Origin of the sequence: Demetria terragena DSM 11295 (genome assembly GCF_000376825.1) — a bacterium.
Classification (GTDB): Bacteria; Actinomycetota; Actinomycetes; order Actinomycetales; family Dermatophilaceae; genus Demetria; species Demetria terragena.
The window spans coordinates 249,522-264,145 of the sequence record NZ_AQXW01000003.1 but is presented as its reverse complement, the minus strand read 5'-3'; the positions used below and the strand labels follow the sequence as shown (position 1 = coordinate 264,145).

Annotated in this window: 15 protein-coding genes; 7 read left to right on the top strand and 8 right to left on the bottom strand. The window is 65.8% G+C overall.

Annotated elements, in window-relative coordinates:
• Window positions 1-23: 23 nt before the first annotated feature.
• Window positions 24-1,661, top strand: a complete 1,638-nt coding sequence (locus F562_RS0103170) for a bifunctional NAD(P)/FAD-dependent oxidoreductase/class I SAM-dependent methyltransferase (RefSeq protein WP_026180963.1) — start codon at window positions 24-26, stop codon at window positions 1,659-1,661.
• Between the two features lie 18 nt (window positions 1,662-1,679).
• Here the strand turns inward: F562_RS0103170 and coaD are convergent, their stop codons facing one another.
• Genes coaD through F562_RS20030 form a run of 4 tightly spaced genes read right to left on the bottom strand, consistent with a single transcriptional unit; the run spans window position 1,680 to window position 6,518 of the window.
• Window positions 1,680-2,183 (bottom strand): pantetheine-phosphate adenylyltransferase, encoded by a 504-nt coding sequence (coaD, locus tag F562_RS0103165; protein WP_040385169.1) that lies wholly within the window; start codon window positions 2,181-2,183, stop codon window positions 1,680-1,682.
• Window positions 2,184-2,199: 16 nt separating this feature from the next.
• Window positions 2,200-2,772, bottom strand: a complete 573-nt coding sequence (gene rsmD / locus F562_RS0103160; RefSeq protein WP_018155475.1) for a 16S rRNA (guanine(966)-N(2))-methyltransferase RsmD — start codon at window positions 2,770-2,772, stop codon at window positions 2,200-2,202.
• On the bottom strand, window positions 2,772-4,988 hold the full coding sequence (gene recG, locus F562_RS0103155) for an ATP-dependent DNA helicase RecG (protein ID WP_018155474.1): 2,217 nt from the start codon (window positions 4,986-4,988) through the stop codon (window positions 2,772-2,774). Before recG ends, rsmD begins: the two co-directional genes overlap by 1 nt.
• A complete protein-coding gene (locus F562_RS20030) occupies window positions 4,989-6,518 on the bottom strand; it encodes a DAK2 domain-containing protein (protein WP_018155473.1) in 1,530 nt (509 codons plus the stop codon).
• A 139-nt stretch (window positions 6,519-6,657) separates the two neighbouring features.
• On the opposite strand from F562_RS20030, the gene F562_RS0103145 reads away from it, so the two are divergent.
• From F562_RS0103145 to F562_RS0103135, 3 genes are all read left to right on the top strand, one after another.
• Complete coding sequence (locus F562_RS0103145; protein ID WP_018155472.1) at window positions 6,658-7,548, top strand: trypsin-like serine peptidase; 891 nt, start codon at window positions 6,658-6,660, stop codon at window positions 7,546-7,548.
• A 190-nt stretch (window positions 7,549-7,738) separates the two neighbouring features.
• Window positions 7,739-7,924, top strand: a complete 186-nt coding sequence (rpmB, locus tag F562_RS0103140) for a 50S ribosomal protein L28 (protein WP_026180961.1) — start codon at window positions 7,739-7,741, stop codon at window positions 7,922-7,924.
• Window positions 7,925-7,999: 75 nt separating this feature from the next.
• Complete coding sequence (locus F562_RS0103135; protein ID WP_018155470.1) at window positions 8,000-8,809, top strand: methyltransferase domain-containing protein; 810 nt, start codon at window positions 8,000-8,002, stop codon at window positions 8,807-8,809.
• On the opposite strand, the gene F562_RS0103130 is transcribed toward F562_RS0103135, so the two are convergent.
• Window positions 8,799-9,764: a thiamine-phosphate kinase gene (locus F562_RS0103130; RefSeq protein WP_018155469.1), complete on the bottom strand. Its 966-nt coding sequence runs from the start codon at window positions 9,762-9,764 to the stop codon at window positions 8,799-8,801. The two genes, F562_RS0103135 and F562_RS0103130, sit on opposite strands and share 11 nt — an antisense overlap.
• Before the next feature lie 68 nt (window positions 9,765-9,832).
• Here F562_RS0103130 and F562_RS0103125 point away from each other — a divergent pair, with 68 nt between their 5' ends.
• Window positions 9,833-10,066: an Lrp/AsnC family transcriptional regulator gene (locus F562_RS0103125; protein ID WP_018155468.1), complete on the top strand. Its 234-nt coding sequence runs from the start codon at window positions 9,833-9,835 to the stop codon at window positions 10,064-10,066.
• Window positions 10,045-10,512, top strand: a complete 468-nt coding sequence (locus tag F562_RS0103120) for a DUF3515 family protein (RefSeq protein WP_018155467.1) — start codon at window positions 10,045-10,047, stop codon at window positions 10,510-10,512. Before F562_RS0103125 ends, F562_RS0103120 begins: the two co-directional genes overlap by 22 nt.
• Window positions 10,513-10,520: 8 nt before the next feature.
• Here F562_RS0103120 and F562_RS0103115 read toward each other — a convergent pair whose 3' ends face one another.
• Complete coding sequence (locus tag F562_RS0103115; RefSeq protein WP_051080136.1) at window positions 10,521-11,651, bottom strand: D-alanine--D-alanine ligase family protein; 1,131 nt, start codon at window positions 11,649-11,651, stop codon at window positions 10,521-10,523.
• 56 nt (window positions 11,652-11,707) lie between these two features.
• Between F562_RS0103115 and F562_RS0103110 the strand changes: the two genes are divergently transcribed.
• Window positions 11,708-12,772 carry a trans-sulfuration enzyme family protein gene (locus tag F562_RS0103110; RefSeq protein ID WP_018155465.1) on the top strand — a complete coding sequence of 355 codons (1,065 nt, stop codon included), beginning with the start codon at window positions 11,708-11,710 and terminating at the stop codon, window positions 12,770-12,772.
• Here the strand turns inward: F562_RS0103110 and F562_RS0103105 are convergent.
• Both F562_RS0103105 and F562_RS17880 read right to left on the bottom strand, forming a co-directional pair.
• A complete protein-coding gene (locus tag F562_RS0103105; RefSeq protein WP_018155464.1) occupies window positions 12,769-13,770 on the bottom strand; it encodes an NAD(P)H-dependent glycerol-3-phosphate dehydrogenase in 1,002 nt (333 codons plus the stop codon). The genes F562_RS0103110 and F562_RS0103105 overlap by 4 nt on opposite strands.
• Window positions 13,767-14,516 (bottom strand): lysophospholipid acyltransferase family protein, encoded by a 750-nt coding sequence (locus F562_RS17880; protein WP_156822493.1) that lies wholly within the window; start codon window positions 14,514-14,516, stop codon window positions 13,767-13,769. The genes F562_RS0103105 and F562_RS17880 overlap by 4 nt, the downstream gene beginning before the upstream one ends.
• Window positions 14,517-14,624 lie beyond the last annotated feature (108 nt).

The window sequence follows — 14,624 nt, the reverse complement described above, 5'->3', positions numbered from 1 at the left end:
CGATAATGATTATCGTGAATGCCATGAGCCATGCTGACCACCACCCCGAGAACACCGACGCGTCCGACCACCAGAAGACCCCCACCCCCACGATGGAGCGCTACACCGACGTCGCGATCGTCGGCGGGTCGGCCGCGGGCCTCGCCACGGCCCTTCAACTCTCACGGCTGCGCCGCTCGGTCGTGGTCATCGACTCCGGCCAGCCGCGCAATGCACCGGCCACATCGATGCACAGTTATCTCGGACACGAAGGACGCTCGCCTGTCGACTTCCTGAGGATCGCCCGTGACGAAGTGCGCTCGTATGGCACCGAGGTCCTGATGGGCGCCGCGACCGACGTCACCCGCGATGACGACGGATTCCACATCGCCGTGTCGGGCGGCCACCTTATCCACGCCCGCCGGGTGGTCGCGGCCAGCGGAGCCGTCGATGTCCTTCCTGACATTCCCGGACTGGCCGAGCACTGGGGTCGCGCCGTGATCCACTGCCCGTTCTGTCACGGATACGAAGCGCGCGACCAGCGCATCGTCTCGCTGATCACCTCTCCTGTCGGCCTGCATTCGCTGCCACTGCTGTACAACCTCACCGACCGTCTGACCGTCGTCCTGCACAGCGGCGTCGACGCCTCGGATCCGCAACTTGAGGGCGCTCGGCAGGCGGGCGTGACGGTCATTGCGCAGCCCGTGGAGCGCGTCGTCAACACCGGTGACGGCCCGCTGCGCGGATTGGTCTTGGCCGACGGCTCAGAGGTCGCGGCGGACACCGTCTTGGTCGGCACGACCTTGCAGGCTCGCGTCGACGCCTTCGCATCCCTGGGCCTCACGGCTGTTGAGCACCCCGCCGGAGTCGCGACCATGGTGCACGCCGACCCGATGACTGGCGCCACCGAGGTTCCAGGTGTGTACGCCGTCGGCACCATCACCGAACCCATGCTTCAGGTGCTGCCCACGGCCGCCGCAGGAACCCGCGTCGGCGGAATGATCGGCTTCGACCTGGCTCGGGAAGACATGGCTGCGGCGGCCCGGCCCTCGGCTCCGGAAGCGGACTGGGACGGTCGCTACAGCGGCGAGAAGATGTGGAGTGGCAACCCCAACGGATCACTCGTGGCGCAGGCCACTGACCTCACGCCAGGCACCGCCATCGACATCGGCGCCGGAGAGGGCGGCGACGCGATCTGGCTCGCTGAGCAGGGCTGGAAAGTGACCGCCTCCGATATCTCGCAGCGAGCCCTTGACCGACTTCAGCGGGCCGCCGATGAGCGCGGAACCGCGCTGCGCACTCACCGGGCCGACGCCAACGCCGCTGACCCCTTCAACGGGGAGACCTACGACCTGGTGACGGCGGCGTACGCCTCCCTTCCACGGACACCCGATGGCCGCGGTCTGGCCAACCTGTTGGATGCCGTCGCTCCGGGCGGGCACCTCGTGATCGTCAATCACGACACCCAGGCGATGGATGAAGCGCTGGCTAGCCTCGACCCTTTTGAGGCGACGCGCATCTTCGACCACCACGCATTCATCCAGACCGATGACATCGCCACCGCCATCGACCAGCGAGACGGATGGACGGTCAAGGTCAACGAAGTACGCGAGCGCCCGGCAGGCGCCGCTTCTGGCCACCACGTGCTCGATGTCGTTCTGCACGCACACCGCGCGAACTGACTACTCGCAGTAAACCCGTCAGTGGTTCTTGAGTCTTTGAATCAGGGGCTCAAGAACCGCGGCGGGCACCATCTGCGAGACGTCGCCGCCCATGGAGGCGATCGTGCGGATGAGCGACGAGGAATAGTGGCCCAGCGCGGGTTCGCCTGGTAGGAGCACGGTCTCGACGCCGGTCATCTCCCGATTCATGACCGCCATCGGGTGCTCGTAGTCATAGTCGACAGCACCCCGCAATCCCTTCAGCAGGACCCCGGCGTCTAGCTCACGACAGACATCCACGATGAGGCGTTGGCCAAACGCCTCCGCCCGCACGTTGGGTAGGTGGTCCGTGACCGAGCGAATCAGGTCCAGCCGCTCTTGCGGCGAGAAGGTCCCGTGCTTGTCAGGGTTGTGCAAAACCGCAACCACGACATCGTCGTAGAGAGCGCTCGCTCGCTCGATGATGTCGATGTGCCCGTTGGTGATGGGGTCATAGGAGCCGGGGCACACGCAGCGCCGCGGGTCTCCACTCACACGCTTCATGACACCACCGTATTCGTCACGCGACCGAGCCCTCCGGGATGTATTCAGCGAACCACACCACGGTCTCCCCATAACGTCGGGGACCAATCAGACTGGTGTCCGTGGGCCAGGTGGGCTCGGGACTGCGAGCGCCGCGCTCAATCACCAGCAGCGCGTCGGAGACCAACCACGCACTGACCGCCTCAAGCACAGCAGCCAACTCGTGCTCGCCGATGGCATACGGCGGGTCGGCGAACACCAGGTCGATGTAGGGGTCTGCGGGCGGGATGGAGAGGGCCTTTTCGACGGCGGCAACGCGGATCTGGGTCTGACTAAAACCGAGATCGGTAGCGTTTTGTTGGACGATACGGGCCGCCCGGCGATCGGCTTCGACAAAGAGCACTGACGAGGCGCCGCGGCTAGCCGCCTCCAGCCCTAGGGCGCCAGAGCCGGCGTAAAGATCCAGGACTTCGGCTTCGTGCAGGACATCGAGATGTTCTAGGCGCGCGAACAGCGCCTCGCGCACCCGATCACTTGTGGGTCGCGTGCCCTGGCCCGGTGGTGTACGCAGGCGCCGACCACCCGCCGCACCGGCAATGATTCTGGTCATCAGCCACGCTCCAGGAATGCCGCTTGGGTTTCGTCGAGACGTTCGCCCACCATCGCTTCAAGACCAGGCCACGACATGAGACTGGCGTCCTTGGTCACCAGATCCGTCGCGTCGGTACGAGCCTGCTCGATCAACGCAATGTCCTCGCGGTGGGTGAGCCTCAGCAGACGTAGCTGGGACCGCCGCCCGGACTGGGATGCGCCCAGGACGTCACCCTCGCGACGCAGTTCCAGGTCGAGGTCGGCCAAGGCGAAGCCGTCGGTTGTCGCCGCAACCCGGTGCAGCCGATCAAGGGACGCCTCGTTTTCAGATTCGGTCACCAACAGGCACAGTCCGCCGCCCTCACCGCGCCCAACCCGGCCCCGCAACTGGTGCAACTGGGAGATGCCGAATCGATCGGCGTCCATCAGCACCATGACTGTGGCATTGGGTACATCGACGCCGACTTCGATGACGGTCGTGGCGACCAGCACATCGATCTCGCCTCGGGTAAACGCGGCCATCACCGCATCCTTTTCCTCGGCGGGCAACCTGCCGTGCAGCATCTCCACGCGCAGACCCCTCAGTTCGGGCCGCTGACGCAGATCGTCCAGGACCTCCAGGACACCCCGCATGGGCCGCAGCGGGGCCTCGTCCTCGGGTTCATCGCCTTCACTGTCTGCGGCATTCCACATGCGCTCGAGCGCAGTGAGCTCCGGGTCATCGACGGGCTCGTCACCAATGCGTGGGCACACCACGTAGGCCTGGTGCCCCTCGGCAACTTCTTCGGCCACTTTCTCCCAGGCGCGGGTCAACCACGCCGGACGATCCAACGCGGGTACGACATGGGTCGCGATCGGTTGGCGGCCCTTCGGGAGCTCGGACAGGGTCGAGGTGTCCATATCTCCGAAGGTGGTCATCGCGACGGTTCGCGGGATCGGTGTCGCGGTCATCACCAGAAGGTGAGGGGCGCGGATCGCCTTGTCGCGCAACGCATCCCGCTGCTCGACTCCGAATCGGTGTTGCTCATCGACCACCACAAGCCCCAGATCAGCAAACATGACGTTCTTCTCGATCAGTGCGTGCGTGCCCACCACGATGCCGACGGGTCCGGTCACGATGTCCAGGAGGACCTTCTCGCGCTGCTTCTTAGTCATGCTGCCCGTCAGCAGGGCGACTTGCGTTCCCCTGTCGTCGCCGCCGAGCATCCCGCGCTGTCCTAGCGATCCCAACAGTGCTCGAATTGATCGCTCATGCTGCTGGGCTAGCACTTCGGTGGGTGCGAGAAGTGCCGCTTGGGCGCCCGAGTCAATGGCGGCCAACATCGCTCGGAGCGCAACCACGGTTTTTCCTGAGCCCACCTCACCCTGAAGCAGGCGATGCATGGGGTGCTCCCCCGCCATGTCGGCGGCGATTTCCTCGGCAACCACCTTCTGCCCAGCCGTCAGCACAAACGGCAGTTGTTCATCGAAGGCGGCGAGCAAGCCACCGGGGGTGGCCAATCGGGGGGTGGACTGCTCGGAACGAGACTTCGCACGCCGCTGCGCGAGCACCGTCTGGACGACCAGCGCCTCGTCATAGCGCAACCGGTGTCGGGCGCGTTCGACTTCCGCAAGATCGGCCGGCAGGTGCAACATGCGATAGGCCTCGGCCTGGGTGACCAGATCGTGTTGCTCACGCAGTTCCTGGGGCACTGGATCGGGCCCCAAGTCGAGCTGCTCGAAGATCAATCTCATGGCTTTGGTGAGGTTGAGGTCGGAAACCTGCTTCACCGTCTTGTAGAGCGGCACGAGACCGTCGCGATAGACGTCGCCCTCATCCTCATCGTCCAACAACACGTAATCAGGGTGGGCCAACTGCCATGACTGCCGATAGGTCTGCAGTTCTCCCCGGCACAGTGCACGGACACCGGGTCGCAGCCGAGTCTCATGCCCGTACGCGGAAAAAAACACCAGACTGACCCGCTCGCCCTGGCCGTCCTCCACCACCGCCTCGAGCATCTTGCCTCGGCGTTGTCGCATGGGACGAGTCGTGGCCGAGACCACGTTGGCGACCAGGACAACGTGCTCCCCGCGGGAGAACTCGGCGAGTTCGCCCATCCGGCGCGCATCGACGTATCGACGCGGCAGGAAGTCCAACAAGTCACCGACGGTTTCAAGCCCCCGGTGCTTCGACAACTTCTTGGCGGCAGCGCCAAGAACTCGATCCAGCGGGGTCGCTTTGGTGATCCCGGCCATCTATTCCACCCCGATCGCATAATCCGCGCCGGGCGGACCACCCTGAATCAGCACCACGTCGACCCCGGGACAGGAATCTTCCACCAGCCGTGCCAGACGTTGAGCATCCTCGGTGCTCGTGCCGCTTCCACTCACCAGCGTGACGAGTTCCCCGTGCCCGATGTCAGCGGCAATCCGCGCGGCGACCTCTTCTGGAGTTCCGTCACAGGTGAGCGTCACGAGGTCACGTTCATAATCCGCCAGTTGCACTGCGATGTCGGCTGCCGACTGATCAAGATCGAGGACATCAAGGGCTGCGACTACATGCGCTGGGTGCCGTCCCGCAACCACCAGGTCGGGGTGGTCGCGGGCCATCTCATCGACGATGCCCCGAGCCTCGGGACTGTCGCACAGCACGACCGTCGATGCCCCGTGAAGGAGACCGACCAGACGTGCCGCTGCCACTCCGGTGCTGGGGACGGGGCGGCCGCCGCGGCGGCGTACCAGCTCAGCAAGGCCCGGCCCGGACAGTACGGCCGCAAGGCCAAGCGATCCGGTCGCGGTGGACGCTGGCTCCGGTTGGCTTTGGTCGGCGAACCGCGTCACGGCGAACTGGTAGGGACGGCCCGCGGATTCGCCGGCGTTGAGCGCCCCCGCGATGTCATCGGTGTGGACGTGCACCGACCACAAGTCCGCACCACCTGCGATCACCACCGAATCACCCAACCCATCAAGCACCTCCCGCAAGCGCTCGACACGCTGCTCATCAGAGTCGGCGAGCAGGTACATGACTTCGTACGCGGGCCCGTCGGGGTGGTGATGACCACCGTGTTGCTCACTGTGCGAAGACTCGGTGGGGACGACGACCGAGACGTCATCATCGCGAGTCCCGGGCAGCCAGACCGCAAGGCGGTCAGCGTCGGCCAGGCCCGCCCGCCCGCGGACCACCCGGAGCAGTGCTTCAAGGACCAGTAGGTAGCCCGCGCCTCCTGCATCGACCACCCCCGCGGCGTGCAGCACCCGAAGCTGTCCGGTCGTGCGCTCGACAGCCGTCTTGGCCGCGTCGGCGGCCGCCTGTGAAACCTCGAGCAAGGACCCCTGCGCCACGGACTCGGCGCCCTCGGCCGCAGCTCGCGCGACACTCAACATGGTGCCCTCGACCGGTCGCGACACCCCAGCCCAGGCACGGTCACTCGCCGACCGCAATGCCGCGGCCAGTCCCGAACCATCGAGCGGTACGCCCTCACGCTCATCAATGACGGCGGCGACGCCCCCCACCAACTGGCTCAGGATGACCCCGCTATTGCCCCGTGCCGACGTCAGCATTTCGCGCGCTAGGAGCGCGGCCGTCTCCGCAAGCCCTGTCGGGTGTTGCGCTGCGAGCGCTCGCAGTGCTTGCTGAACGGTGGCGTGCATGTTGGTGCCGGTGTCCCCGTCCGGAACAGGAAACACGTTGAGTCGGTCGAGCGCCTCGGCGTGGATCGCCAGATCAGCGCGCGCAGCGATCACCCACCGTCGTAGTGCTGGTAGGTCAAGCTCGCGCAACACCATGAATCCTCCTTGACCCGCCCGAGGCTAACGCCGCCCGCCCACACACGAACGATCTGGTCAATTCCTGGTGAAAGGCTTGAGAAAGCATGACCCGCGCTTGACCACCTACTGGCTACCGTTTTGTGACATGAGACACACCATGACTCAACCCATCCGCAACCGCCGGCTCACCATGCTCGGCGGCCTCCTTGCAGCCGCCAGTCTGACGGGAGCCCTCGTTCCCGCACAGGCCGCTCCACCAGAGGATCTGCCCATCGAGCCGGTTGGCTACCCGATCGTCGACGGCAAAACCGATTTCGATAACCCCCTCGAGGTCCCGGACCTGACAGCCGACCCCGGCTACAGCAGCACCTCGGCTTCCGATGGCTCTCTCGGCGCAGCGCGCAGTGTGATCGGCCGCGATGGCCGCACCCAGGTCACGGACGCCTCCAAGTCGCCGTACCGACGCACTGGCCAACTTGCCATCACCAGGCCAGACGGCCGCCCGACTCACTGCACCGCATGGCTGGTCTCGGACCGGACAGCGGTGACGGCCGGACACTGCGTCGAAGGAGGCACCTACTCCGACCTTGCGTTCACTCCTGCGCGCGACACAGAAGGAGAGGCGCCGTACGGCACGTTCGAGCCAAGCGAGGTGTGGTTCGATGCTCGCGGCACCGGCTCCGGCGGCGACTGGGCGGTGCTTCGATTCGATGAGTCGATCGGCAACACGGTTGGATGGTACGGCCTGGCACCCAAGGCGGCCAATGCCTTTACCGGCCAGAACGCCACCGTCATTGGTTACCCGGCCGATAAGCCCGAGGGCACCATGTGGCAACACACCGACGTCGTGTCAGGCGCCACCTCACGCAAGGTCAACTACAAGACCGACACCGCTGGCGGGCAGAGTGGCTCCGCCGTCACGACGGACAACCAGCACGTCGCCAATGCCATCCACACCAACGGCACGTTCGACACGACCAACGGGAGCAATTCCGGGACTCGGCTGACCGCAGAGTTGTTCAACACCATTGCGCAGTTGAGGCGCTGAACGAGGCCGCTGGCGTTGGCAAGCGTGGTCGTGGAGGTGACTGAACAGGGCGTTTTGGCTGACACGACTCTCCTCGGCTACGCTTTCCCGGTTCCCCCTGGTGGCTTGCCGCCTGGTTGCGCGCTCTGACATGGGTGCGCCCGCGGAGGACATTCAGACCATCGACAACGCACATCACCGAGGAGTAACCGTGGCTGCCAACTGCGACGTCTGCGGCAAGGGTCCCGGCTTCGGCCACAACATCTCGCACTCGAACCGGCGTACCAAGCGACGCTGGAACCCGAACATCCAGCGAGTGCGTGCGACCGTCGAGGGAACCCCCAAGCGACTCAACGTCTGCACCTCCTGCCTGAAGGCGGGCAAGGTCACTCGCTGACCCTGCGCGCCCATCGGGTGAGACACCCGGGCCGTCCCCTTTTCGGGGGGCGGCCCGTTTGCTTGTCTAGGACGTATGCCTTCTGACGCCGGCCGATACACCCATGGCCACGCCGAAAGTGTCCTTCGCTCCCATCGGTGGCGAACTGCCGAAAATTCCTGCGCCTACCTGTTGCCGCGCCTTCAGCCGGGACAGTCACTCTTGGACCTTGGTGCCGGACCCGGGACGATCACCTGCGACCTTGCCGCGCGGGTCTCACCCGGCCAGGTCACCGCGGTAGAGGCGAACGCCGACGCGGCTGATGTCACGAGAGCCGGGGTTGCCGGTGTCAGCGCGCCGGCAGTCTCGGTCGTGGTGAGCGATGCTCATCACCTCGATCTGCCAGATGACTCTTTCGACATCACGCACGCACATCAGGTGCTCCAGCACGTCGCAGACCCGATTCAGGTCTTGCGCGAGATGGCCCGAGTCACCGTGCCCGGCGGGACCATCGCCGTACGCGACAGTGACTACGCAGCTTTCGCTTGGTGGCCTCACGACGACCGCCTAGACCGATGGATGTCGCTCTACCAGAAGGCTGCTCGCAGCAACGGCGGTGAACCTAACGCGGGCCGCAGGCTGCTGGCCTGGGCTCACTCGGCCGGTCTGCGGGATATCGTCGCTTCCGGCTCATCGTGGTGCCTCGCGACACCCGATGATCGCGCGTGGTGGGGTGGGATGTGGGCTGATCGCATCCTTCAATCGGCACTCACCGACCAACTGCTGTCCGAAGGTTGGTCGGATCAGCTTGAGCTGCAGGCGATTTCGCAGGCTTGGCAGGATTGGGCGGACCACTCCGACGGTTGGATCAACATCTTCAGCGCTGAACTCCTCATCACGGTGTGAAGTGATCCCAGCCGCCTCGGGATCGCGCCTTCCCGTCAACCGTGACGCCTTCCCCCTCGACCACGTCGCCGACGATGCGCCAACCTTGGGGTAGTGGAACGGACGGCCCGAAACACGCCAAAAGCGAATGTTCCTCGCCTCCGGTGAGGACGGATTCCAGCGCGGCGCTCTGCCCGACAGAGGGGGCCAACCGCTGAACATCAGCGGACAGCGCCGCGGTGCGAAAGGCCAGGCACACCCCGCTGGACTTGGCGATCCGACCGGCGTCGCGAATCAGCCCGTCGCTGAGGTCAAGCATCGCGGTGGCCCCCGCTTGGCGCGCTTCCGGGCCCTGCTCGAAGGGCGGCCGAGGGCGGCAATGAAACGCCACCAGATCGGGCGCCTCGCCACCACGCCCCTGCTGCAACAGCGCCAAACCTGCCGCTGAACGTCCGAGAGTCCCCGCCACAGCGATCACGTCGCCGACCCGAGCTCCAGAGCGCAGGACCGGGTCACCGTCAAGCTCGCCGAGCGCTGTCACAGACACCATCAGGACGCCCTCGGGTGCAGATGACAGGTCGCCGCCGAGGACAGCGACGTCGATGGCCCGCGCCGCCTCGCCCAGGCCGCGGGCCATGTCCAGCACCCATTCCAGCGGGGTCTGCGGGTCGGCAACCAAGGTGACCAACAAACCGGTCGCCTGCCCTCCCATGGCCGCGATGTCGGCGACGTTCTGGGCGACCGCCTTGGCACCAACATCCGCCCCGCTCGACCACTCATCCAGCCAGTCCCGACCGCGGACCATCGTGTCGGTGGTCGCCAGCACCCGACCGCCCGCCGAACTCACCAATGCGGTGTCATCGCCGGGTCCGATCACGGTCTGCGGAGACGTGGGAAGAAGCGGAAAGATCTCCGCGAGGAGGTCATCCTCACTCAGATCGGCTAGTCGACGTTTCGTCGGCTCATGGTCACTCACAAGACTCCTTCTCGGACGGGTCGCCACAGACGGTAGCGTCTGAGGCTCCGACCGACGATGGAGGCGACATGGTCCAGGCGTACATCCTCATCCAGACCGACATGGGCAAGGCGACCGACGTCTCCACTGCATGCCGCGAGATTGACGGAGTGGTGTCCGCTGAGGATGTCACCGGCGGGTACGACGTCATCGTGCGCATTGAAGCCAGAACGGTCGATGAACTGGGCAAATTGGTCCTGGCCAAAATTCAGCGCATCGCCGGGATCGTGCGCACCCAGACATGCACCGTCGTTCACGTTTAATCGTTGGCGCGGTCCTGACAGCAGGCGTCGCCACCGGATGCTCCTCGACGGTCGAGGTTGCCATCCCGAACAAGGCTGGTGATCCACGGTGCGCCTCGGTCGCGAAGCACTGGCCGGTCACCGTCGCCCAGCAGTCGGCCCGCGAGGTCAGTTCGGACTCACCTGCCGTACGCGCCTGGGGCGATCCGCCGATCGTTGCCCGCTGCGGCCTGACGTCACCGGGACCGACCACGGATCCGTGCGTGGATGCGTCGGGGGTGGATTGGGTCGCCCACGACCTAGATGACGGCACGGCCTTCGTGACGTACGGCCGCGACCCCGCCATCGAGGTGCTAGTCCCGAAGGATTACGCCCCCGAACCGCTGGCTCTTGGCGCTTTCGCCAGCGCCGCGAAACAGATTCCGCAGGGCGAGCACCGGTGCACGGCATCGGGGCGTGCGCGCTGAACCTGACCTCAGCGCAGGCCGAGGAGTCGCTCTTGGGCGAGCTCAATCAACTCGGTGATCAGGGCTGTGTAATCCAGCCCGGAGGCCTTCCAGACCTGCGGGAACATCGAACTCGGTGTGAAGCCCGGCATGGTGTTGATCTCGTTGAGGACGAGGCGACCGCCTGGCTCGAAGAACCAGTCGACGCGGGCCAGGCCCTCGCACCCGGCCGCTTCGAAGGCCTTCACGGATAGCGTTCTGACCTCGTCGGCGATCTCTCGTGGGAGCTCAGCCGGGCACGACAGGCGCACATCGCTGGCATCGAGGTATTTCGCCTCGAAGTCGTAGAACGTGTGGTTGGACACGACCTCGATCTCACCGACCTCACTGGCCCGGGGTGCGTCGCTGCCGCGTCCTTCGAGTACGCCGCACTCGATCTCGCGTCCGGGCAGCGCCGCCTCGACGATGACCTTGGGGTCGTGCTCCCGCGCCGCCTCGATCGCATCTTCGAGTTCTTCGACTCGGTCGACCTTCGTGATACCCACGCTGGATCCAGCACGCGCGGGCTTCACGAAAACAGGCCAACCCAGCGCCGACACGGGGTCCATTGCGGCTTCCTTATCGCGGCGCCACTCCTTGTCAGTGATCACCGCGTAGGCGCCTACCGGCAGCCCAGCGGCACTGAAGACGACCTTCATCAGGTGCTTGTCCATCATCACCGCGGATGCCGCGACACCGGACCCGACGTAACGGGTGTCGGAGAGTTCCAGCAAGCCCTGCAAGGTGCCGTCCTCACCGAACGGGCCGTGGAGCAACGGAAGGACCACGTCGACCCCCGCCAACTCCACCGGTGGCTGGCCGGGCTCTCGCACGATGAGGGTGCGGGATCCGGTCACCATGGTGACGGCCACCTCACCGCGCACCTCCGGGCGCTGGGTGGGAGTCAGCCGTAGCGGCTCTGGATCGTCGGCTACCAGCAGCCAGCGGCCCGTGCGATCGATACCGATCGGGAGGACCTCAAAGCGGTCTCGGTCGATGGCCTGCAGCACCGCCGCCGCAGTCGAGCACGACACCGCATGCTCGGATGATCTGCCGCCAAACACCACTGCTACCCGCGTCTTCACGCCATCCCCGGCCTGTATCTGCTCGTTGTCACTCATCGAGACCGAGACTAACGCCCGTGATCGCCCGACTGACTCCATGACACCCTTTCGCCATGCCCGACGGTCACCTCTCCCCCGCCACCCGTCTCATCACCGGTGGTCGCCCGCCCCATATCCCCGGAGCCAGCGTCAACACTCCGGTCGAGTTCAGTTCGACCTACCGTGCGGGTGGACCCATCGACTACGCCCGTGTCGGTAATCCCACCTGGAGCGCCTTCGAGGCGACCCTCGGCGATCTAGAAGGCGGCGCCTGCCTCGCCTTTGCCTCAGGGATGGGCGCCATCGCCGCCGCGTGCGCACTCATCGGACCCAGTGCGGTCGTCGTCGTGCCTCAACATTCCTACAGCGGGACATCGGCGCTACTTCGTCGCCGCGAGGAACGCGACGGCCTGGAAGTTCGGCGGGTAGACATCAGCGACACCGAAGCCGTCTCCGCCGCACTCGCTGGGGCACACCTGCTGTGGATCGAGTCACCGACTAACCCCATGATGGAAATCGCTGACCTGCCCGCCCTGGCCTCGGCGGCACGGGAAGCCGGGGCAATTTCGGTGTGCGACAACACCTTTGCGACTCCTCTCCTTCAGCGACCGCTCGAGGCAGGTGTCGACGTTGTCGTCCACTCCGCCACGAAGTTCCTTGCTGGTCATTCCGATGTCCTGCTCGGCGCGACGGTGACCGCCCGTACGGACCTGCATGAGCAACTACACATTCACCGCACCCTGCACGGCGCCATCCCCGGTCCGATGGAGACCTGGTTGGCGCTGCGTGGGCTGCGCACCCTTGACGTACGGCTTGAGCGTGCCTGCGCCAGCGCCGCGACCTTGGCCGACAGGTTGTCCGCCCATCCGCGCGTTGACCGCGTGCGCTATCCCGGATTTGGCGCGGTGCTGTCGATTGAGATCGCGGGCGGACTTCCCGCGGCACAGGCACTTGAACAGGGCGTACGCCTGTGGACGCCAGCGACCAGCCTCGGCGGCGTCGAGTCTCTTCTGGAACGGCGCCGCCGGCATGCCGCTGAAGCGGACACCGTTCCCGAGGCGCTGGTGCGCCTCAGCGTGGGGATTGAGGCAGTCGCGGATTTGTGGTCTGACCTGGAGCAAGCCTTGGAAAACGCCTAGTGCTGCTCATGCTTTCGGGTACGCGACATCAGGGACTCCACCACATCGGCCGGCTTGCGCCCCTCGAAGACCACGGCGGCCACGTTCTCCACAATCGGAACCTCGGCGCCCACGCTGGTCGCCAAGTCAAGAATCGACCGGCATGACTTCACACCTTCGGCGGTCTGATTGATCGTCGCCTGAACTTCCTCGAGGGTCTGCCCTTGTCCGAGTTTGAAGCCGAAGGTGTAGTTGCGGGAGAGCGGCGAGGCGCAGGTCGCGACCAGGTCGCCGACCCCTGCCAGGCCGAGGAAGGTCTGCGGGTCGGCCCCGAGTCGGATGCCAAACCGAGCGGTCTCTGCCAAGCCCCGAGTGAGCAGGCTGGCCATCGTGTTGTCGCCCATGCCCATGCCTTTGGCCATACCCACCGCGAGCGCGATGACGTTTTTGACGGCGCCGCCAATCTCAACCCCCACGACATCTCCGTTGGTGTAGGGGCGGAAGTACGGCGTCGCGGATGCCTCCGCCACGCGAGCTCGGGTGCGAGAACTGGTCGAGGCGACCACGGCCGCGGCCGGCTGCTTGGCGGCAATCTCACGTGCCAGGTTCGGGCCCGAGACAACCGCCACCCGATCGGGATCGACGCCCCCGGCGTCGACGATGACCTCGCTCATTCGCTTGGTCGTGCCGAGTTCGATGCCCTTCATCAGGGACACCACGCTCGCGTCGTCCTCGATCTCATGTCCCCAGGCGGCGAGGTTCTCGCGCAGGGTCTGCGATGGCACCGCCAGGACACAGATGTCTGCGTCCTCTCCGGCCTCGGCCGGTTCTGCCGTGGCCCGCACGCTGCTCGGCAACACCAGGTCTGGCAAATAGGTTGAGTTGCAGCGGGTCTCGTTAATCTCTGCCGCGACCTCAGCACGCCGCGCCCAGATCGTCACCTCGCATCCGGCGTCCGCCAAAATGGCCGCATACGCCGTCCCCCAACTTCCACTACCGAACACTGCTGCGCGCGTCATGGGCGGCCTTCCTCGTCTGTGCTTTTGTCCAGATAGCCATGGAAGTCGACCCGGCTCACCGGGACGTTCTCGTGCCGAATCTTCTCCAACTGCGTGGTGATCGCCGCCATGAGCCGATCTGTCGCGGCCCGGAGCGCCGCGCGCTCGTACGGCGGCGCCAGGTCTGAAAGGTCGAGCGGCGGACCGGCGTGCACGTGCATGGTTTTCCGCGGGAAGACCTTGATCCTCATCCCGTCATAGGGCCACAGAATGTCTTGCGGACCCCACAACGCGGCGGGGATGAGTGGGCAGCCAGTCTCCAGAGCGATCCGGGCGGCGCCGCTCTTGGCCGTCATGGGCCACAGCCCAGGATCCCTGGACAGGGTTGCTTCGGGCATCACCGTCACGCAGGCACCGTCGCGAACGGCCTGGACCGCCGCGGCGAAGGCATCGCCCGCACGAGCGGTGTTGCGTTTAACCGGGATTTGTCCGGTGCCTCGCACCACCGCGCCCAGCCCGGGCATGTCAAAGAGGCTGTCCTTGGCGAGGAAGCGAGGTGCACGGCCGTGGTCGACCAGGAAGTGTCCGAGCGCGAACGGATCGACGTAGGACACGTGATTGGCCGCGATGACGAATCCTCCCTCGCGGGGGAGGTATTCACCACCCGACCAGTCTTGTCGGGTCAGGCCCTGGAGTACGGGGCGCACGCCGGCGATGATTCGCCGAAACATCGGGGTGATGTCCTCTCGCATGGGCTCACGTGCCACAGTGCCGATCCTCCTCCAGGTGTTTCAGTCATCGTGTCATGCCCGCCGAGCCTTGACCGGGGATCAGCATTGGCGCGTCCGTGAAGCCAATCCGGCTGGCCTCTGAGA

Bases quoted from the DNA above. Each gene is read 5' to 3' on its own strand.
- F562_RS0103170 (WP_026180963.1), top strand. From the start codon at position 24: ATGAGCCATGCTGACCACCACCCCGAGAACACCGACGCGTCCGACCAC.
- coaD (WP_040385169.1), bottom strand. From the start codon at position 2,183: ATGAAGCGTGTGAGTGGAGACCCGCGGCGCTGCGTGTGCCCCGGCTCC.
- rsmD (WP_018155475.1), bottom strand. From the start codon at position 2,772: ATGACCAGAATCATTGCCGGTGCGGCGGGTGGTCGGCGCCTGCGTACA.
- recG (WP_018155474.1), bottom strand. From the start codon at position 4,988: ATGGCCGGGATCACCAAAGCGACCCCGCTGGATCGAGTTCTTGGCGCT.
- F562_RS20030 (WP_018155473.1), bottom strand. From the start codon at position 6,518: ATGGTGTTGCGCGAGCTTGACCTACCAGCACTACGACGGTGGGTGATC.
- F562_RS0103145 (WP_018155472.1), top strand. From the start codon at position 6,658: ATGACTCAACCCATCCGCAACCGCCGGCTCACCATGCTCGGCGGCCTC.
- F562_RS0103135 (WP_018155470.1), top strand. From the start codon at position 8,000: ATGCCTTCTGACGCCGGCCGATACACCCATGGCCACGCCGAAAGTGTC.
- F562_RS0103125 (WP_018155468.1), top strand. From the start codon at position 9,833: ATGGTCCAGGCGTACATCCTCATCCAGACCGACATGGGCAAGGCGACC.
- F562_RS0103120 (WP_018155467.1), top strand. From the start codon at position 10,045: ATGCACCGTCGTTCACGTTTAATCGTTGGCGCGGTCCTGACAGCAGGC.
- F562_RS0103115 (WP_051080136.1), bottom strand. From the start codon at position 11,651: ATGAGTGACAACGAGCAGATACAGGCCGGGGATGGCGTGAAGACGCGG.
- F562_RS0103110 (WP_018155465.1), top strand. From the start codon at position 11,708: ATGCCCGACGGTCACCTCTCCCCCGCCACCCGTCTCATCACCGGTGGT.
- F562_RS0103105 (WP_018155464.1), bottom strand. From the start codon at position 13,770: ATGACGCGCGCAGCAGTGTTCGGTAGTGGAAGTTGGGGGACGGCGTAT.